Consider the following 20,163-nt stretch of genomic DNA (forward strand, 5'->3'; position numbering starts at 1 on the left):
GTAAACCCAAGAATCCTTATTACAAAAGAAAAACCTATAATGTCCAAATTATAGGTTTTTATTATTTGGTCCGGAAAACTATGGTCAATGTTTTGTTTACCTTACTTTTCTGATCAAATTGGCCATATAAACATATTTCATATCCCTCAAGGCTATGCCATCCTGCATTGCTTTGGTGGAGGCCGGCGTTGCCCCCTCACCCCAATTAATATTTTGGTTCAAGGCCTGCTTGTAATCCTTGAACATACTTACGGTCATGTGCGAAGCATAGGTATCACTCCCTATTGGAGAAATAAACCGAATTAAGCCCCAATTGCCCTTTCCGCCTGAGTCGACCACTTTTTGATGAATAGGCTGAAATATTTCCATCTCCGCTTTTTCATAAGAATCATAATCCATTAAACCTACCTTCATCATATCCATTTGGGCTACAGTGCCAATAGACATATCAAAATCGCCCTTGGTCACGGCTATTTCTTCGGCGAATATTCTTACAGCCAAGTCCCGGGTTGACGAGGAGTGGTTTATTTTTTTATTAAGGTCTGCCTCAGACATATTGGGATAAGCAGCCTTAGCCCTATCCATAAGATGTGCCCAACTGCTTCCATCCATCATCTTTACGGGATCATTATAAACAGTTACCGTGAGATATTGAAAGTCTTGCATCTCCCCCCCTGGGTAAAGGGACCATAAATCCCAACCACTGATATCACCGGCTTTTACACGTTGTTCTTGAATTTTTTCCCAAAACTCTTCAGTTGCGCTGTACTCCATTTCCTGTTCATTGTCTACATGCATAAACTCAAAAACTAGGTACAATTTTTCCTGGGCCACGCTCATGTTGCCCACCATCAATAATGCGATAAGAATTAATAAATTTTTCATGTTATCAGGTGTTACGGATTAATAAAGGTCTTTCGAGATTATTAACTCAACATTGCAATAATACCCAAAAGCGTATTTGGACATAAGGTTGGTCTGAACCATATATCATATTATATTAAGCAATACATCCTAATGTGTGTAGAAGTTTAGGACGAATGAAGGCCATTATTGTCCGTAGACAAACTTAAATTTACCCAAGCTCTGAATTAACTAAATTAAAGTGAGTTCGATTTATATTTAATTTCTAAGACGTTATTTATGAAATTTTTCAGGTCGAGCCTGCCTTTCGCAGTCAGGCTCGAGGGGACAGTAGAAATATTTTAATTTACACGAAATAAATGTCTTACAATTATTTTTTATGTCGAATTCACGTTGAATTAAATGGTATGCAAATGTTTCATTAGATGCTCCTTAAAGGATTTACTTAGGGGAATAACTTTCCTGTTTATTTCCAAATGGTTATCAGCAACCACATCCAATTTGGAGATATTGACCATATAAGATCTATGGACCCTAAGAAACATATGGCTTTTCATTTCATTTTCCACTACCTTAAGGGTAGTACTCACCAAATAATTTCCGGTTGAAGTGACTATGTTGCTATAATTCCTATCCGCCTCTATGTATAAAATATCATCCAGAAGCAGTTTTACCATTTTTCCATTATGTCTAACAAAAATTCGATCCAAAAGCACCTCCAAATTTTCAGATACCTCAATGCTGTCCAAATCGTTGTCTTTTATTTGATCTACCACCAAGGCAATTGTCCGCTGTAGATTTAAACTATTAAATGGTTTGGAGATAAAAGCATGGGGACGTGTAGCTTTGGCCTTGGCAAAAGTAGCTTCGTCACTGTTTGCCGTAAGGTAGATAATAGGAATTCTTTTTAATTTCTGAATTTGTTCGGCTGCTTCAATACCGTTGATATTGCCCCTTAAATTAATATCCAACAATATAATATCTGGACAATTGGCGGTGGCATGTAAAATTGCCTCCTCTCCCCTAGTTTCAATCCCCATTACCTCATACCCCAAGTTGGAGAGTTGCACAGAAATATTGGCTGCGATGATCATATCGTCCTCTACTATTAAAATACGGGTCTTTTGTTCCATAAATTAAGCTGCTTTATGATGTTGAAATTCGAAAGAAACCGAAGTCCCCTTCTTTTGATGAAGCACCATTTTACCATCCAATTGCTTAGTTAAAAGCGATATCAATTGGGTGCCAAATCCTGTACCATGGGTTTGATTTCCTTTCTTGATGCCTATACCATTATCCGTAACAGTGAGCTCCAAATGTGTAGACTTCTGAACTAGACTAATTGTGATTACACCAGTAAGATTATTGGGAAAGGCATATTTTAAAGAGTTCGTAATCAATTCGTTAACTATTAACCCAATAGGGGTTGCAATGTCTACATTTAGTTCTATCTCTTCCATGTCATAAACCATAACTATTTTTTGCCCCGCTCCATAGGATTGCAATACATAATCCCCTAAAATTTTGAAATAATTCTTCATCTCAATGCTTCCTAGATTCTTTCCTTGATACAAATTTTGATGGATCATAGTCATACTCTGTATCCTATTTTGGATTTGGTGCATATTTTCCTTTATTTTTTTATCCTCTATGTGGGTGGATTGGAGCGAAAGTAAACTGGATACCACTTCCAGGTTATTCTTCACGCGGTGGTGGATTTCCTTGATAAGAAATTCCTTTTCCTGATTTTGTTGTTGAAGAAGTTTATTTTTTCTGCGGTTAATTCTTATGGCTACGAAGCCCACGATCAAAAGAAACAATAATAATCCAGAGATAATGGAGGTTAAAATCTGATTACTTTTTTGCTTTCGAATGGTGCCCTGTTGCATCATTATGGTGTCTTCCTTTTGTGCAACTTCAAATTCTGTTTGTAGTTGGGCTATTCGTTGATCGGATTCTGCTGTGAAGATTTCCTTTTTTAGCCCATCATACTTTGAAAATGCCTTATAGGCTTCCATATAATCGTGGTCCCCGGCGTAAGCCTTTCCCAGAGCTTCGTAGACCTGACTTAAATAGTACTCATCTCCAAATTCGGCGGTAGCGACATCCAGTGACTTCTGAAGGCTTTCTATGGCATATCTATATTTTCCCTGGAGATTTTGCAGTTTTCCAATAGATAGCCAAGATCGCATAAGCATAAATTCATTATCCAATAACTCGGCGTACTTAACGGCATTGACCCCTGCAGTTTCCGCCTTCCTGTACTGGCCCAAATATGCATAGAGGTCCACCAGGGAGATATAAACATCACTTAAATTATTATAGAATCCATATCTCTCACCTATGGCCAAGGAGTGTTCATAATACTTTAATGCTTCGTCATGCCTGTTAAGTTTTAAGAAATTGTTGGCCACCACATACAAGGTAAAATCATAATCCAGATCAATTATTCCCCGTTCCTCAAAAATGACAATGGATTTAATACCGTATTTTAAACCCTTTTCGTATTTCGCCTGTTTCCAGAAAATATTACTTAAGTCACTATAAGCCAAGGCTATGGCCTTTTTATCGTTTAGTTCCTCTCCCAATTGCAGTACTTCCATGGCATAATCGGCGGCCTTGTCCAGTTGACCTCGACGCTCATAAACATAACCCAATTGCGTATTTAAAAAAGGGAGGTCTTTGGTCAGCACCTTAGTTTTGGCCTCTTCCAAAACTTCTTCGGCCCTGTCCAACTTTTCCATTCGCAATAGAATGGCACCTTGTGTAATTTGAAATCTACCATGCCACAGCATATCGCCCTTAGCCAATGCACAGTTTAAACCTTCTTCAGTAAAATTTAAGGCCTTGGTCAAATTACGGGTATGCCAATAATAGGCCAAATCGTTCAGGATTTCAAACTGTAGGGCATCCGAGGGAGCCTGTGTATAGAAATTCTCCAAATGTTGTAGATAGGAAACCCCAAAATTATCGGTATCTACAAATACCTTTTCATAAGGTATCTCTCGATCAAAGTTTATGAGTTGACCAAATAGCAAAGGGCAGCTAAGTATACTGACGAAAATTGCTATGAAGTAATGTTTGCCCATTTTTTTAAACAATGATTTAACTTAAAAATCCGGGGATGCTCAAGATACAATATTATTGGGATAAATCACAGGCTAAATAAAACTAGTTGTTCGGACATTAAAACAAGGACTCCGTCCTGATCAGATTGATAATCAAAATAAAAACTCATTATTTAGTTCAAGGTAGGTAGTTATTTGAAAGACATGAAATCGCCAATGATATTTTTACTTTTTATTGTTATAGGTTGTGTTTCATGTAAAAACAACAAGGTTCAAGTGGACAATGAAACTTCGGAAATTTCCGGCAACAACAATATGGTCCCGACAAAAAGTAACTTGGAGACAACTATAAAAGCCTATCTGAGCCCTTTGGATGAAAAAGAAATAGATAGTCTGGTTACCGAAGATTATTTAAGAAATATGAACGGAATACCCGTGGTTACCAATAAAACAGAATTAAAGGCAAAACGTAATCTATTTGGTATTGGGTTCCCGGACTATACCGTGACCTTAAGCAATAGCATTGTTTGTGATAACCAAGGGTATGTGGACTGGATATTTATAGGGACCAATACGGGCCAATTTGCTGAGGTTATGGCCACAGGTAAGAAAGTAAAAATAAATGGATTTTCGCATCTCTATTTTAATAAGGAGGGCAGAATATACCGAGAGGATATCTTTTACAATGAACTTGAACTTTTACAGCAATTGGGATACTCCTTGCAAAACCCTAATCTGAAATAATCTATTATAAACTCATTTAAAAATTAAATATTAAACCATTAAACAACAATTGTCATGAGAACACTAAAAAAAATCATTTTTATTGCCCTGGCAGCTATGCTCGTACCATTCATTGGAACGGCACAGGGCGAAAAAAACCAAGCGTACTATGTTCATGAAGACCAAGTAAAACCTTCCAAAATCCATGATTATGACATGGTTTCCAAAGATTTCATGGAAGCCTGTAAAAAACATAATCTTCAGGAAATGAGCTGGCAGGTAGCCTCTACCGATACGGGACGGTACTTTAACATTTCCCCTATAGAAAATATGGCTGAACTGGACAAGAACGTCATGGCTCCCTTAGCGGAAAAAATGGGAGAGGATGCTTTTAGAAATCTTTTTAAGCGGTACAATGAATGTTATGACAAACATGGGGATTATATAATCTATTTAAACAAGGAACTTACTTATATGCCCGAAGGAATAAGCACAACCACCGAGGGTCAGAACTATAGAAAATGGCATTTCTTATACGTTACCCCTAGCAACATCCAAAACCTCAAAGGAAAACTGAAAGAATTAAAAGCCCTATATACTTCCAAAGGATCCAAGGAGTATTATCGCATATACCACAACGGATTTGGTAATATGGGAGATTATTATCTCGCTGTAATTTCTGCGGTAGACGCCGAGGACTATGCCAAAAAATCCAAGGAAAACGAAGCCTTATTGGGTGAAGAGGGAAAAAAACTTTTTGACGAAATGTTTGGTTATGTCCTAAAATACGAAACAGAAACAGGACAAATGCATCCCAATTTAGCCTATACCCCTTCAAATTAAATAGATAAACAGGTAGGCTAAAGGTTTCTAAGTAAACCACAGGGTATCAAGTAGTTTGAAGATTTTCAATTTGAATTAGCAATTTCGTAAAGAAAATAAACCAAACCTTATCTACAACCCACCTACCTGTTTTTAAAATGTAAAATGAGATTAATAACCATTAAATTCAACCATATGAAAATTACAAAAACAATTATCGGAGCCCTAATGATCCTCGCCCTATTTATTCCTACCTCAGGATTAGCGCAAGAGGGAAACTATTTTACAGTTACCACCTGGAAACTAAGTATACCTGAAAATGGGACACGGGCCGAACTCAATGCCCTTTTAAAGGATTTTTCCGAAAAAATATCCTTCAAGAACGATAAGGTCATCAGTGAAAGGGTACTACATCATATATCCGGTGGAGACTTAAGGGATTTGGTTATTATTAGTGAATATGCCTCCTGGAACGACATTGATGCCGCCTCCAACATGCAGAACGAACTAATTGACAAGGCTTGGCCCAAGGAAGAAGACCGCAATGCCTTTTTTAAGTCGTGGAATAAATATGTTGTTACCCATTCCGATGAGATTTATCAAGAAAATCCGGAATTAACGAAAAAATAGTAAACTACCTCGGGGCAAGCCCACGAGGCATTGAAAGGAAATTCAATTTTGATTTCGACGCCCGCCTGAACGAACGGGTAGGCCCGCCTGACATACAGGGCAGGCAAGCGTCGGAGCACCTGTCTGCGGCAGGCAGGTTTAAATCTCGATTATCGAGTAAAAAATCCTGATCGGATATTTAATAAGGAACTTGTCCGGTCCATAAATCCTATAATATCATGAAAAAACTGATCATAATTGGGCTTACATTAGCTTTCATAACGGCCTGTCAGGAGAAAGGCCCGGAACGTTATACCCAGGATTCCCCACAAATTAATACTATTAAGCAATTAATTGGGAATTACAATAACAAAACCTACGATATGAGTATCTATGCAGATACTTCAAAAACCTATTACAACGCCAAGGAGAACCCATTGTCGCCAGAAGAGGTAATTGCCTACCACAAAGAAAGGGACATGGCCTACGCCCAGAGAAGTTTTCTGGACAAGGATCAAGAATATGAAATGGTGCTTACCGATGATGGGGAAACATGGGTAAACTGTTGGTTGGATTGGCAAGGTACCCTGGCTGGAAATGGTCAGGTAGTGAACATTCCCATTCACCTCACATATCGTTTCCAGGATGGCAAAATTGTGCGAGAAGTTGGAATGTGGGACCCCTCTGCTATAATGCTTGCACTTCAGGAAATAGAGATGAAAAATAGTATGTCTGCCGATGAAAAAGCAATACAGGCTACTATTGATAATGTCACCAAAGCTTGGAATGCAAACGACAAGGAATTAATGTATGCCAATTTGGTCAAAAATGTGACGAGAACCGCCAATGGGGTCACTATCGCCAAAAAACAATCAGATTATGGAGACTTTATGGATATCTATCACAGTGCCTTTCCTGATTTTAAGGTAAACCTGGACAAAACGGTAATTGATGGAAATAAAGCCTATCTCAACTGGACATGTACCGGTACCAACAAAGGAGAATTCATGGGCAATCCTCCTACCAACAAAAAAATTGAAACTCACGGTTTTAGTGTGTGGATGTTCGACACCGAAGGAAAAGCCGCTCGCGAAGACGCCTTTTATGACAATCTAGTAGTTTACGAACAATTGGGATATTCCATGCCCACCCCGAAATAAAAAAACCACCAAAGCTAATACCACAATGATCAAAAGAAGAAAATTTACTATAGGAATTATACTACTTTTCCTAATAGGAATAAGCCTGAACTGCAAGGAAAAAACCGCAGTTGAAGCTATGGATCAACCTGCGATTTTGGTTGAAAAAGAAATCCCCGAATATTTTCTATTGCGCCCTGATGTAGAGAAGGCCTACGGCTACTCACATGCCGTAAAAATCGGAAACGAAATAAAGGTCTCTGGAGCGGTGAGCATGGACGATGAGGGCAACCCTACCGGAATTGGGGATATGGAACAGCAAATGAAAAATTGTTATTCCGATTTGGAAAAGGTCCTAGCCCACTATGGATGCACCTTCGACGATGTGGTGGTAGAAAATGTCTTCACCACCAATATGCCAAAATTTTTGGAGGTTGCCGCCTATAGAAATGAGATTTACAAAAAGCAATTCCCCACAGGTTCCTGGCTTGGAGTGAAGGAATTGGCACTACCTGAATTTTTAATAGAAATTGAATAGGAAGTGCATAAATAGGGGCAATCGAAATCAAACAGTAAAATATTTAAAAAATAAATAAGACTAAAATGAAACAAACAATTGTAACCCGTCACAGGGTAGGAAACATAGAAACTTGGCTAAAAGGACATGAAGACCGTGTAAAGCTTTTTGCCGCTGTAGTATCCAGTTTTAGGACCTTTCAAGATGCAAATGATCCAAACTCCGTAGTTCTGGTTTTTGAGGATGCGGATATGGAAAAGCTTGGCGCTATTATCAACGACCCCAAGAACAAAGCAATTAAAGATCGCCACACTGTATTGGAACCCATAATTCTTTCCCTGCAACTTTCGCTTTAACGAAGAATCAAAATTATCCTCCCGATGGCCTGGATAAAATATTGAAAGTTGTCGACTTTAGTAGCTTATAATAGTAGACATATTTACCAAAGACCTGAAATTAACCACTAACTCTCTTAAAAGTAATACAATACCAACACACAATAAATGCTCTATTACTGGTTAAATTTGTTGAACATTTTTATTTGCTCCAGATTATTCTGGAAAAAAGTAGATCTTACCTCGAATCTGACCAGAAAGAGACGCGTAAGTATTTTGGATTGCGACACATTTAGGTATATGTCCAACGCAAAATACGCTTATTACATGGACTTTATTCGATTTGAAAAAATGTTTCGGTCCAAATTATTTGAAAATACCGTAAAGAAAGGAATGTATGCCGTTTTGGGTTCCCAAAAAATTATCTATAAGAAACCTTTAAAAATGTGGTCTACCTTCAAAATAACCTTGATTTTGGAAGGATGGGATGACAAATGGGTGTATCACAGTCAGGTTTTTGAACAAGAAGATCAAGTCTGCGCCATTGGTTATACAAAGGCCGCCTTTTGGAGAGGCAAAAAGGCTCAGGATATAAGGATGATAATAAAAAAATGTGGGATCACTAAGTCAGAGATGGATATACCCAAAAGAATACTCGATATTTTTAAAGGGGACTATGATCTTTTAAAGAATACTGTTCATCCATTATAATAACACTTATTCACATGGAAAAAGCATATAAAAATCTGGGATACTTTTTTTTGTTGCTGATACCATTGACCTTTTTGGGTTTTTACAAAACCTATTTCATTCAATTTCCCTCCTTTGAAGAAAATATAACTAGCTTCATTCACCTTCATGCCATTATTGCATCCATTTGGATCCTATTACTTATTGTTCAACCCCTGCTCATATTAAACAGAAATAACAAAGTGCATAGAAAAATCGGCAAACTTTCCTACATAGTTTTCCCAATTTTGATTTTATCCTTTGTACCCCAAATGATACGGATCATAAATTTTGATGCACCACAGTTTTTATTCTTTCCTTTGGCAGATAGTGTGCTTTTGATACTATTTTATTCTTTGGCAATTTACCATAGGAGAAAAGTTTCCAAACACATGCGATACATTATAGGATCTGCGACTGTTTTTCTCGGGCCCACAATCGGGCGAATTGGGCCACATATTTTCGAGTGGTCGGAGATTGTGACCCAAAATATACAATACGGAATAATCTACTTGATTCTTATTGGGCTTATTTTTTACGATAAAAGAAATAAAAATAATTACCGGCCATACCTTCTAATACTAACAACTTGGATAATACACCTAATTATCTTTAACATGATATTTTAAAATTGAAAAAAAGCCATTGCACAGTTAACAAATTTCTAAAAACGATCAATTATGGAAGCAGCAGCTCAGATTACAGTAGATCCCTCAAAAATTATGCAGATAGGCACAGGTTTTTTCGGAACCAAAACCTTGCTAACCGCAGTGAACATGGAACTTTTTACGGTTTTGGCAAAACGGGACTTATCCGGAAAGGATATTCAATCCAAACTAGGTTTGCATTCCCGCAGTCTTTATGACTTTTTGGACGCCTTGGTCTCCATGGGCTTTTTAAAAAGAAAAGGTTTAAAGGAAAGTGCACTTTACAGTAATGCGGAAGATGCAGATCTTTTTCTGGACAAGAACAAACCTAGCTATATAGGTGGGATTTTGGAAATGTGCAATAACCGTTTGTACCCTTTTTGGAACGATTTGGAGGATGGCCTAAAAACGGGGTTGCCACAAAATGAAACCAAAAATGGTGGGAAACCCATTTTTGAAGCGGTTTATGGGGACCCTAAGAAACTACGGGAATTTGTTGGAGCTATGGCCGGCGTACAAATGGGAAATTTTATGGAATTTGCCAAAGTATTTGATTTTTCGAAATACAAAACCCTGTGCGACATTGGTGGGGCGGGAGGATTTTTGGCGGCCCACGTTGCCATGAACAATCAACACATGCATTGTACATCTATGGACCTACCTCAGGTAGAACCAATTGCCAAGGAAAACATCCAGAATATGGGTTTAAAGGATATGGTGAAAATAACCTCAGGGGATTTCTTTATAGACAATTTTCCAAAATCGGACGTAATTACCATGGGCAACATTTTACATGATTGGGGCACCAAGGACAAAAAAATGCTTATTAAAAAAGCCTATGATGCCCTACCCAAGGGAGGTGCTTTCGTGGTTATCGAAAATATTATCGATAACAATAGAAGCAAGAATGCCTTTGGACTTTTAATGTCCTTGAACATGCTCATTGAAACCACCGAAGGATATGATTTCTCCTTTTCGGATTTTGACGATATGGTGAAGGAAGCCGGTTTTAAATCAACCGCATTAATGCCTCTAACTGGCCCAACCAGTGCAGCGATTGCCTTGAAATAATTTCACAATATTTACCCTAAAATTAGAAATGATGTAGCCCTCACTTACCCTTAACTATTTTGGGTAATACTTAATAAATTTTCACAATTCAACTCTATAAACAACTATATTTAAGCAAGTTAAATTTGAACCTGAATTTATGAAACCAAAAACCGACCGAGTGGAGTCCATCGACATTTTGAGGGGCCTGGTTATGGTAATTATGGCCTTGGACCATGTTCGGGATTATTTTAACTATGGCTCCTTTTTTATTGATCCTACCAATGTGGAAACTACAACGCCAATATTGTTTTTTACACGTTTCGTTACCCATTATTGTGCCCCGGTATTTGTTTTTCTTGCCGGGACTTCCGCCTTCCTATACGGAAGAAACAAAACAAACTCCCAACTCTCAAAATTCTTGCTTACCAGAGGGATTTGGTTAATTTTTATGGAGTTGGTGGTCAACAACCTTATTTGGACCTTTGACCTGACCTATAGTTTTCCAATTCTTCAGGTGATTTGGGCCATTGGCTTTAGCATGATCTGTTTGTCATTTCTGATTTATTTACCCAAAAAGATAATTCTTTACATCGGCATTATTATAATTGTCGGACACAATCTTCTTGATGGAATAATTATGCAGGGAAATAGTCTTGAAGCCATAATCTGGTATCTTTTACATCAGAATAACACCGTGGTTCTGGGACCTGACAAAATGATACTATTTCACTACCCTGTAATCCCTTGGATAGGACTAATGGCATTGGGTTATTGCTTGGGACAGCTATATCTAAAAGACTTTGACGCGAAATTAAGAAGAACATGGTTGTTGCGCATGGGCTTAGGAGCCTTGGGCCTCTTCTTTATAATCAGGGGTTTGAATGTCTATGGGGATTTGGTGCCCTGGGCAATACAGGACACCAATACCAAAACAATCATTTCTTTTCTTAACGTAACCAAATATCCCCCTTCACTTGCTTTTGTACTAATAACCATTGGTCCTGCCCTACTGTTCCTTTATACTATTGAAAATGTAAAAAACGCCTTAACCAATTTCTTTTTGGTTTATGGCAGGGTCCCCTTCTTCTATTATTTTTTGCACGTATTGGTAATCCATATTGCAGCAATCATAGGGATTATAATATCTGGTGGAAATTGGAGAGATATGATCTTGACCGCAGATGTATTTATGAATGAAAAGCTCGCAACTTACGGATATCCCCTCTGGGTCACCTATATGGTTTGGATCGGGATAGTGCTTGCCCTATTCCCCTTAAGTAAGAAATATATGATCTACAAGATCAATAATAGGGATAAATGGTGGTTGAGTTATTTATGACGTTTATATCAGATTTGTTTTAGATCAGCTCCTAAAAGTGAAAAGAACTTCTTAAAACTTGAAAACTAATTAATAAAAGAATAAGGACAAAGCATTGCCTTGTCCCCTTCTCTACTAACTTAAACAACTCAAAATCCGGTAATTTCATTTATGGTATTTGGTAAAGTAATAAAGGTTCATTGTTCCTAGCTACCAAAAGACCCCTATTTATCCCTAAGTTAATATATGCTGCTCCCCGAACATCCCCTTGAACATAAAGTCCAGATTTTTGGGGCGGGACATTTGTAAAATCACCATCACCATCACTCCTAAGATAATGACCGTAACTGGCATCATTCCTTGGGGTTTCGACCTCGGAACCATAAAGATTCCCAAATAAGATCAGGTCCGTGTTTTTGCCTCCATTGTTCTTGTTAATGAGGATTTTATTTATGGATGAAATCTGAGCCGTATTTGGAAGTGGAGTAAAACTAAAACGCGTATTGTCCTCGTTGATCAAGACACTATTTGCAAAATTTGTAGCTGCCAAGTGACGGGCATTGTCCAGACCTTCTCCATACACCTCCTGTAGATTAGCCTTGCCAAAATCCTCATAAGTTTGGAACTTTTTCTTTATAAATGGCATTTGACCAGAAGAACATTCCCTACCGCGCAGGGGATACATTTGTTCGCCCTCATGGTATCCCAATACAATATCATTGGTGTTATTTTTATCAAAATCATTTAAATACAGATGGAAAGGTGCCTTTTGCGAAGCCTTATATTTGTAATTAAGACCTAAATTCCCCGCAACCAAATCCATATCCCCATCATAATCAATATCGGCAGCAGCAAGACTAAACCACCATCCCACATTATTGTTTAATCCATATTGTTCGGATATATTAAAAAAATCATTGTTCTTGCAACTAAAGGCTTGAATATTTCCCCACTCCTGAGCAATAATCAGTTCTTCAAATTGATCATTATCCAAATCCACCCATAGCGCATCCGTTACCATCCCTAAATCATTAAGTTCGGGAAAAACTTCATCAGTAACATCCTTGAATTCAATGCTTCCGTTAAGGGATACATTTTTCAACAATACACTTTTGGAAGGATAGCCATAATTTTGAGGCTCTAGGCGCGAACCTATAAAAAGATCCTGGTTACCATCCCTATCATAATCCATAGCCTTCACCACCTGCCCACTACTAAGTATATTAGGAATTGCATTAAAGTTTCTTATAAACATACCAGTACCATCATTTTCATAAAAACGATCTAAATAAAACTGGTTTTCTGTTTCCTTTTCGTTACCCCCACTTACAACATACAGATCGTAATCACCATCATTATCGGCATCTAGAAAAATAGCACCGGTATCCTCATGAACTTTGTCCTCTTCAAACGATTCAATAAGCCTTTTCTCGAACTTATTGCTGATAGTTTGTACGAACAGTGCCCCGGCTTGCATCATAGCCCCTCCAACGTAAAAATCCTCCAATCCATCATTATTTACATCCGCAACGGTAAGGCAAGGTCCAAACTGGGACATTTTATGTGGCATTAAGGATTCTAAAGTAAAATCATTATAATCATTCTCCTCATGCTTAAAATCGATACCGTATTCCTCTGTTATATCCTGAAATTCATAACGCTGTTTATCCTTTCCAGTGTATATTTTTCCCTCGGGAGCATACTGAATGATAATTTCTTGATTGGCCTTTACATTGGTAACTAATTGGTGTTGCCCGTTGGGCCATATTACTTTAATGGAATCAATTTGGGCTATGTTTGCAAGACCGAAATGAATGGGTGAAGCCATTGCTGATTGAAAACCTTTGGAAAAATAATTTTCGGCAAAAAAAGATTTTTTGTTAGCTATTACTTCAATCCTGGCCCCAATACCATCGATGTTCTTATCATGGCCTTTTAGGGAAATTTTTAAAAATGAGTTATCAATCTGATTGTTACGGTACAGTTGGGCAAAATCATCCGTATTATTAACTATGATATCCAAGTCCCCATCATTGTCAAAATCTGCATAGGCAGCACCATTGGAATAGGTGGCTGTTTGATTTACGGTAAGTTTATTAAATTTTAAATCACCTCCATTTAAATAAAAATAGTTTTCTTTTTTTCGTTCCGGCAACTTGTCCAAAAGATCATCCACATACTTTGCCAGGTCCACCTTTCTGCTGCGTACACCTTCTTGATATTTTTCTTCCAAATAAATGGCAAAATCGTTGTTTCTGAAATCCATTCTAATACCATTGGAAACAAACAAATCTCTAAACCCATCGTTGTCCATGTCCAAAAGTAATGGGGCCCAGCTCCAATCTGTACTTGAAATATCTGCCAGCTGGGCTATATCGGAGAAGGCAGGAATAATCGTATTAGGAAAATTCCCATTGTTAACCTGAAGGGCGTTATACATATATTGTCTATGTAGGCCCAAATGCTCAATATTGTAAAATTGAGCTACGTTCATACCGCTCATGCTAGTCTTTTGGGTAAAATTATCCTCAGCCATCATGTCAAGCGATATAATATCCATTAAGCCATCATTATTAACATCTGCAATGTCATTGCCCATGGAAAATGTGGACATGTGGTTAAATGACTTAAGAGAACTTTCCGTAAAAGTGCCATTTTGGTTGTTCAAATAAAGATGATCCTTTTCATAGTAATCATTGCTTACATAAACATCAGGCCAACCATCATTATTAACATCACCAACAGCTACCCCAAGACCAAAACCAAGATTATTACTTATAATCCCTGCATCTTGGGTAACATTGATATACATTCCATCATCATTCCGATAAAGTTTTTCCCCAATCTTATCCGATTTGCCCATCATGATTTCAGATGTCTCTTCTAAACCGTACATTTCTATATTATGGTTGACCAAGAACATATCCAGATCACCGTCACGGTCATAATCAAAAAAAGTGGCTTGGGTCGAATAATGAGGAAGGTCCAATCCATACGACTTAGCATCTTCCTCAAACACAGGTATGTTATCCTTATTCATTCCCTTGTTGATCAACAAAAGGTTTCGCAAAGGCTCATCGGTTTCAAAACGGCCAGATTTAAGAATGTAGATATCCTTTAATCCATCATTATTAATATCTACAACGGTAACCCCTGTAGGAAACCCGCCATTGCCTTGGGCATTGGCAGCTACACTTACATTTCTAAACTTTAGGTTTCCCAGATTTAAGAACAGCTTATTGGTCCGAAGGTTACTAATAAAATATACATCTTGAAGTCCATCATTGTTAAAATCGGCCACTGCAACCCCTCCCCCATTATAAAAGTATTCATAGTAAAATCCGTTCATAGTAGTGGTTTCCTCCAGCTTATTTACAAAATTGAGACCAGTATCCTCCACCCCTAGTACAGTGTATAATTCCTGCTCTTGCTCAATAATTTTTTGGGCTCGATCATCTGAGCAGGAAAAGATCACTAAACCAACAATAAACAGTAGGACTATAAAAATGATGGTCTGATATTTTTGCATCATACCCCAACAAATATTTTTTTCTTTTGGGCGGTATATACCCAAAATGCGATTGTAATGGTCAGTGTTATAAGCGTGCCACCTATATAAGAAATATCATTGGGCAATTGAAAACCTTCTGGAGCTATCAAAATATAAGTACTGCACACCATTGTCATAAAAATTGCCGGTAATAGGGTAACCCAATAAGCCTTGTTTTCATAAATCAAATAGGCGGTTATAGTCCAAAGCACGATCATGGCCAAAGTTTGATTGCTCCATGCAAAATAGCGCCATATAATTCCAAAATCTATTTGGGTAAGTACAAATGCGATTACGAATAGCGGTAGACTAATAAGCAGCCTGTTGACTATTTTCTTTTGGTTGGACTTAAATATATCGGACAGTATTAGGCGTGCAGACCTAAATGCGGTATCGCCGGAAGTAATTGGCGCAGCAACAATTCCCAATAAGGCCAATACACCCCCAATTTGGCCCAACATATTAAGGGATATTTCATTGGCCGCCCAAGCGGCGTTGTTATTATTGGCAATCATGGCGCCATTTAAACCCTCCACATTTCCAAAAAATGTCATTGCTGCAGCCGCCCATATTAAAGCCACTATCCCCTCTGTGACCATTGTGCCGTAAAAGATCTTTCTCCCATCTGTTTCATTTTTCATGCAACGTGCCATGAGCGGGGACTGGGTGGCGTGGAATCCTGAAATGGCACCACAGGCAATGGTTATAAACAGTATTGGAAACAAGGGGGTTGCCTCTGGATCGCTGGTCATATTTATTAAATTCGCTGGAACCAGTTCGGGAATATTGTAGTCCCCAAAAAAAAGTGCAATTACCAAGCCTATGGCCATAAGTAACATGGCTACTCCAAAAATGGGGTAAAGTTTACTTATTAATTTATCTATTGGCAGTAATGTGGAGAGAACGTAATAAACCAAAATAATGGCCACCCAAATCCAGACGTTCCATATATTCCCGGTCATTCCATCGATTATTTTTGCTGGACCTACCAAAAAAACGGTCCCCACAAATATTAAAAGGACTACCGAAAAAAGGCGCATAAACTGTTTAGCAGTAGGCCCCAGATAAATACCGACCACTTCACTGATACTAAGCCCATCATGCCGAATGGACAACATTCCGGAAAAATAATCGTGCACCGCACCTGCAAAGATGCTTCCCAATACGATCCACAAAAAAGCGGCAGGTCCAAACATGGCTCCTGCAATGGCTCCAAAGATGGGTCCCAAACCTGCTATATTTAAGAACTGGATCAAAAAGACCTTCCAAGTGGGCAATGTCATAAAATCTACATCGTCCCTAAGCCTAACTGCGGGAGTTTCCCTATCCTTGTCCACCCCAAATATCCTTTCCATCAATTTCCCGTAAGTGAAATAGCCCAGTACTAAAGCTCCTATAGATAATAAGAATGATATCATTTCAATAATATTATAATTACAAATTTAATTTTGTTCCAGATCAGTCACCTCCACTCCAATTATTCCAATTCCTCCAAAGTATTACCAAATAATATCAAAACCTAAAAGGAAGCGTCATATAAATCTAATCACAACAAACATATACTATTTGCATCAACAATAGCAACGTTTACCCTAAAGGAATTTGTAAGCTGTAAGATTCCCTAACTATTTAGGAACATCGACAACTCTATATTGGAAATAATCCTTTACTCGTTATAACAGCGCACCTCGAATATTTTGGCGAGAGGGTCGCCATTGGTCCTAGTAACCTTGATTTTCAATTGCTTTATTTCAACAGATTCAAAGCTATGTTCTACCAGTCTCAAATAATTATTTTCATTACTAAGAAGTGTTTTGTCAATATTTTTCCCCTGGACTTCTATGACATAATCGGCCACCGTTTCCGGTTGTTGGCCTCTAATTTGGTTGTCATTTACCCAGTCCTGGGCAGAAAGTCGTAAAAAGCGATCTAAGCCGGTATCGAATATAAACTGGATTTTATTGATCTTGACCGGTTTTTTCCAACTCAACATGATCCATTGCTCCCCATTTTCCATACTGGCACACCATTTATGGGTAATGCCATCCCCAACTTCCCTGTTATAACCGTCAATTATCTTTATCGCCTTTCCATCCGCTGTTTCTGAAGAGGCCGTTATCTTGGCCGTTCTGGCCAAATCAGCTGCATCTTCGTTCTTTACTCCAAGTAATGCCTGGTCCTGCTTCAGTAAAATTTGTTGTAGTTTTATTATATGTTCACTACTATTCCCTAACTCAGTTGGAAGTATCCCATTTTTATTGCAATAATCCATGGCGGTGCCAATGGCCTGTCCCAAAGTACTGCAGGTTGCCATTACCCTGGTAGATGAAAGTGCCACATGGGAAACACTTATATTTCGACCGGCCATCAACAGATTGGGAATATTTTTACTATATAGTGATCTGAAAGGAATGGAATATGGTCCTTTTAATGGTATAGAGACATAAGGCACTTCTCCAGTGGTATCCATTCCCCCAGGAGGGTGATCGTCCAATGGCCAACCGCCATAGGCTACCCTATCTTCAAATAAGGTTGCCGCCTGTACGTCTTCCTGTTTCATTATGTAATCGCCTTCTACTCGTCTGCTCTCCCTTTTCCCAGGGATCATTCCTATGGAGTCCAATGCCCAATTTTCCGAATCCGGATGGTTCCCGGAGTTTTTAATATAATCCCAGACCCCAAATAGCACAGCCAAAAGATCCTTTCTATTTTGTTGTCCATCGCGAACAATGTCAATTTCCCCACCTAATTCCAACCACCAATAACCATATTCATAGGTTGAAATATTGCGGTGCAAAAAATCCTTGGTTGTATATTTCCTTGCCCATTTGGGAGGGGTATAGGGCATACTCTTTTCATATTTTTTTGCGGTAAACAATAAGCTGTTCCCCATTGTTTTTTGATCTTCAACATCTACGGCGAGAGATTCTCCCCATTTGGATTTTGCTTCCCTTCCACGCATATAATTTGCGCCTACTTGTGCTGCTAAGGTCGCATCGCCTGTACAATCCGCAAAGAACTTGGCCTTGATCACAGAAATTTCCTCAGTTGGCGAACAAAGGGCCATTATCTGATTGATCTTTCCATCAACTACCTCTGCGTCATATAAGGCCGTGTCCAGCAATAAAGTGATATTTTCTTCGGATATTAGTTTATCATATAAAATAAAATCCCACATCTCATAGGAACGCTGTGGGTTTTGTACGGCCTCCGTCAAAACCAATTCTTCCAATATTCCGGTTTCCCTCCATATTTGATTCAACTGGCTTGCTCCAGAAATATGCATTCTTATTTCACTACTGGCGTTTCCACCCAACCTTGATCTATCCTGAATAAGTATTACCTTACTACCATTACGTGCTGCTGCCAATGCCGCGCATATTCCCGCCATTCCGGCCCCGGCAATAAGGACATCGGTCTCATAAAATTTTTTCTTATAGACTTCGGTATCCACAAGGGCCTGTGCTTTATTGGAATCAGTAGTGGACTGCCCGAATAATTGCGCCCCGTCTACGGCATCCTTGCCAAAAACAGTGATTGGAGCCATCATAAAAGCACCTGATCCCAATCCAATGGTTTTCATAAATCCTCTCCTTTTTGTCATTGCTTTAAGTATTTTAATTTGATATTAATTTTTTTCTCTGTTCTTTCATTTTTTTGGAAACAAGCCCGCCCTCCTTTTCTAAGGAAGTAAGAAATTGTTCAGCCGCTTCGGAAATTTCCTTGTTCCCGGATTCCGACAGTGATTCTATTTCTCCAATGGATTCAACTGATAATCTGTCCCTGTTATTATTAAGAATATTAAAAGCCTTCTTTAATTGAGACTTATTTAGAGACTCCATAGAAGAGGTCAAAACAGTTATTGAATTTTCCTCTAACTCCCTGTTGTTAAGCTTGTTCAGTATTTCGTTTTGCATTCGAAATTCAACCTCTTTTAACAAGATTACTATTTTGGGTTGATATAGTGCAGAGGACCAAGCCCATTCAGGTATTTTTTCAATAGCAAAAAATGGCACATATGAATTACCTTCAGAAATTAACCTGATAAGATTTGGTGTATACTGTTCATTTCCTGTGTCAATCTTGTTCAAAGCATAGAATTGCAGATTGTAATTATCGGAATCCAACATCCAAATAAGCAGATCATCGTTCATCAAGGATTCGGTATGGGCCACAATCTTATCTGCAACTTCCCCATTAACAATATGCCACAAGGTATGGGAACTGTATACCGCCCCACGTACCACTGCTCCACTAAGGGATTTATACGTTGCTCCAGCTACGCCATCTATAACCTCAGATTTAATTTCAATACTGTGATCTACCAAATCCTCGGCCTTGTAATTGGCCAGTAAGGAGGTTTTGTCCCTTAAAATTTCCTTCATTTTATCATGATCCTCCCTAGTGAACTTGATATGATCAAATTTGGTTAAAGGATCTAAAACCGTCTCCTTATAATCCATAAAGTTTCCTAACAAATCCCAATAGACCTCCGCAATCAAATTATAACATACACCTTCCTCACATACCGGAGTAACCACGTAACTATAATACTTAACAGGCTGATTTTTAGAATTGAAAAGTAAATCCACTTCCATTTTCACCGAATCTTTGGTCATTGTTGTAAACGCCCTTTCTTTTCTAGTAGTCGGATTTTGATGTTCCAAGGACATCAAGAGCCAAGAAATTATACAAAGCAATAAAAACCTTGAAGCACGGTTAAATTCGACATGCTTTTTACTACCACTGGAAATTTTAGTTTTTGACATAAATTACATTTCTTCCATAA

The 20,163-nt window shown here is 38.3% G+C and carries 16 protein-coding genes; 9 read left to right on the plus strand and 7 right to left on the minus strand.

The features are described 5' to 3' along the window. Positions 1–96: 96 nt before the first annotated feature. The 3 genes from U735_RS0115095 to U735_RS0115105 all read right to left on the minus strand — a co-directional run bounded on the left by U735_RS0115095 (position 97) and on the right by U735_RS0115105 (position 3,953). Positions 97–885, minus strand: a complete 789-nt coding sequence (locus U735_RS0115095; RefSeq protein WP_031444629.1) for a hypothetical protein — start codon at positions 883–885, stop codon at positions 97–99. Between the two features lie 377 nt (positions 886–1,262). Beyond that, positions 1,263–1,997 carry a LytR/AlgR family response regulator transcription factor gene (locus U735_RS0115100; RefSeq protein ID WP_031444630.1) on the minus strand — a complete coding sequence of 245 codons (735 nt, stop codon included), beginning with the start codon at positions 1,995–1,997 and terminating at the stop codon, positions 1,263–1,265. Between the two features lie 3 nt (positions 1,998–2,000). Further along, positions 2,001–3,953: a tetratricopeptide repeat-containing sensor histidine kinase gene (locus U735_RS0115105; RefSeq protein WP_031444631.1), complete on the minus strand. Its 1,953-nt coding sequence runs from the start codon at positions 3,951–3,953 to the stop codon at positions 2,001–2,003. 195 nt (positions 3,954–4,148) lie between these two features. On the opposite strand from U735_RS0115105, the gene U735_RS0115110 reads away from it, so the two are divergent. The 9 genes from U735_RS0115110 to U735_RS0115155 all read left to right on the plus strand — a co-directional run bounded on the left by U735_RS0115110 (position 4,149) and on the right by U735_RS0115155 (position 11,845). Next, positions 4,149–4,676, plus strand: coding sequence for an ester cyclase (locus U735_RS0115110; RefSeq protein WP_031444632.1), 528 nt, complete (start codon positions 4,149–4,151; stop codon positions 4,674–4,676). A 54-nt stretch (positions 4,677–4,730) separates the two neighbouring features. Beyond that, positions 4,731–5,498 carry a hypothetical protein gene (locus tag U735_RS0115115; RefSeq protein WP_031444633.1) on the plus strand — a complete coding sequence of 256 codons (768 nt, stop codon included), beginning with the start codon at positions 4,731–4,733 and terminating at the stop codon, positions 5,496–5,498. A gap of 174 nt (positions 5,499–5,672) precedes the next feature. Beyond that, positions 5,673–6,107 carry a hypothetical protein gene (locus tag U735_RS0115120; RefSeq protein WP_146032797.1) on the plus strand — a complete coding sequence of 145 codons (435 nt, stop codon included), beginning with the start codon at positions 5,673–5,675 and terminating at the stop codon, positions 6,105–6,107. Between the two features lie 218 nt (positions 6,108–6,325). Further along, positions 6,326–7,246, plus strand: a complete 921-nt coding sequence (locus U735_RS25045; protein ID WP_051892158.1) for an ester cyclase — start codon at positions 6,326–6,328, stop codon at positions 7,244–7,246. Between the two features lie 118 nt (positions 7,247–7,364). Further along, positions 7,365–7,763 carry a RidA family protein gene (locus tag U735_RS0115130; RefSeq protein ID WP_232233329.1) on the plus strand — a complete coding sequence of 133 codons (399 nt, stop codon included), beginning with the start codon at positions 7,365–7,367 and terminating at the stop codon, positions 7,761–7,763. Between the two features lie 65 nt (positions 7,764–7,828). Next, entirely contained in the window at positions 7,829–8,098 is a 270-nt protein-coding gene (locus tag U735_RS0115135; protein ID WP_031444637.1) for a hypothetical protein, read from the plus strand. A gap of 147 nt (positions 8,099–8,245) precedes the next feature. Next, positions 8,246–8,788, plus strand: a complete 543-nt coding sequence (locus tag U735_RS0115140; protein WP_031444638.1) for an acyl-CoA thioesterase — start codon at positions 8,246–8,248, stop codon at positions 8,786–8,788. A 698-nt stretch (positions 8,789–9,486) separates the two neighbouring features. Then, positions 9,487–10,524, plus strand: coding sequence for a methyltransferase (locus U735_RS0115150; RefSeq protein ID WP_031444640.1), 1,038 nt, complete (start codon positions 9,487–9,489; stop codon positions 10,522–10,524). A 139-nt stretch (positions 10,525–10,663) separates the two neighbouring features. After that, entirely contained in the window at positions 10,664–11,845 is a 1,182-nt protein-coding gene (locus tag U735_RS0115155) for a DUF1624 domain-containing protein (protein ID WP_031444641.1), read from the plus strand. Positions 11,846–11,993: 148 nt separating this feature from the next. Here the strand turns inward: U735_RS0115155 and U735_RS0115160 are convergent, their stop codons facing one another. The 4 genes from U735_RS0115160 to U735_RS0115175 all read right to left on the minus strand — a co-directional run bounded on the left by U735_RS0115160 (position 11,994) and on the right by U735_RS0115175 (position 20,143). After that, a complete protein-coding gene (locus U735_RS0115160) occupies positions 11,994–15,356 on the minus strand; it encodes a VCBS repeat-containing protein (protein WP_051892161.1) in 3,363 nt (1,120 codons plus the stop codon). After that, on the minus strand, positions 15,353–16,792 hold the full coding sequence (locus tag U735_RS0115165; RefSeq protein ID WP_031444643.1) for a carbon starvation CstA family protein: 1,440 nt from the start codon (positions 16,790–16,792) through the stop codon (positions 15,353–15,355). Before U735_RS0115165 ends, U735_RS0115160 begins: the two co-directional genes overlap by 4 nt. Before the next feature lie 248 nt (positions 16,793–17,040). Then, positions 17,041–18,978, minus strand: a complete 1,938-nt coding sequence (locus U735_RS0115170) for an FAD-dependent oxidoreductase (RefSeq protein WP_031444644.1) — start codon at positions 18,976–18,978, stop codon at positions 17,041–17,043. A gap of 13 nt (positions 18,979–18,991) precedes the next feature. Then, positions 18,992–20,143 carry a hypothetical protein gene (locus U735_RS0115175; protein ID WP_031444645.1) on the minus strand — a complete coding sequence of 384 codons (1,152 nt, stop codon included), beginning with the start codon at positions 20,141–20,143 and terminating at the stop codon, positions 18,992–18,994. Positions 20,144–20,163: the final 20 nt, after the last annotated feature.

Source organism: Arenibacter algicola (assembly GCF_000733925.1).
Lineage (GTDB): Bacteria > Bacteroidota > Bacteroidia > Flavobacteriales > Flavobacteriaceae > Arenibacter > Arenibacter algicola.

Coding starts and splice junctions, on each gene's coding strand:
- U735_RS0115095 (WP_031444629.1), bottom strand. CDS start 885: ATGAAAAATTTATTAATTCTTATCGCATTATTGATGGTGGGCAACATG.
- U735_RS0115100 (WP_031444630.1), bottom strand. CDS start 1,997: ATGGAACAAAAGACCCGTATTTTAATAGTAGAGGACGATATGATCATC.
- U735_RS0115105 (WP_031444631.1), bottom strand. CDS start 3,953: ATGGGCAAACATTACTTCATAGCAATTTTCGTCAGTATACTTAGCTGC.
- U735_RS0115110 (WP_031444632.1), top strand. CDS start 4,149: ATGATATTTTTACTTTTTATTGTTATAGGTTGTGTTTCATGTAAAAAC.
- U735_RS0115115 (WP_031444633.1), top strand. CDS start 4,731: ATGAGAACACTAAAAAAAATCATTTTTATTGCCCTGGCAGCTATGCTC.
- U735_RS0115120 (WP_146032797.1), top strand. CDS start 5,673: ATGAAAATTACAAAAACAATTATCGGAGCCCTAATGATCCTCGCCCTA.
- U735_RS25045 (WP_051892158.1), top strand. CDS start 6,326: ATGAAAAAACTGATCATAATTGGGCTTACATTAGCTTTCATAACGGCC.
- U735_RS0115130 (WP_232233329.1), top strand. CDS start 7,365: ATGGATCAACCTGCGATTTTGGTTGAAAAAGAAATCCCCGAATATTTT.
- U735_RS0115135 (WP_031444637.1), top strand. CDS start 7,829: ATGAAACAAACAATTGTAACCCGTCACAGGGTAGGAAACATAGAAACT.
- U735_RS0115140 (WP_031444638.1), top strand. CDS start 8,246: ATGCTCTATTACTGGTTAAATTTGTTGAACATTTTTATTTGCTCCAGA.
- U735_RS0115150 (WP_031444640.1), top strand. CDS start 9,487: ATGGAAGCAGCAGCTCAGATTACAGTAGATCCCTCAAAAATTATGCAG.
- U735_RS0115155 (WP_031444641.1), top strand. CDS start 10,664: ATGAAACCAAAAACCGACCGAGTGGAGTCCATCGACATTTTGAGGGGC.
- U735_RS0115160 (WP_051892161.1), bottom strand. CDS start 15,356: ATGATGCAAAAATATCAGACCATCATTTTTATAGTCCTACTGTTTATT.
- U735_RS0115165 (WP_031444643.1), bottom strand. CDS start 16,792: ATGATATCATTCTTATTATCTATAGGAGCTTTAGTACTGGGCTATTTC.
- U735_RS0115170 (WP_031444644.1), bottom strand. CDS start 18,978: ATGACAAAAAGGAGAGGATTTATGAAAACCATTGGATTGGGATCAGGT.
- U735_RS0115175 (WP_031444645.1), bottom strand. CDS start 20,143: ATGTCAAAAACTAAAATTTCCAGTGGTAGTAAAAAGCATGTCGAATTT.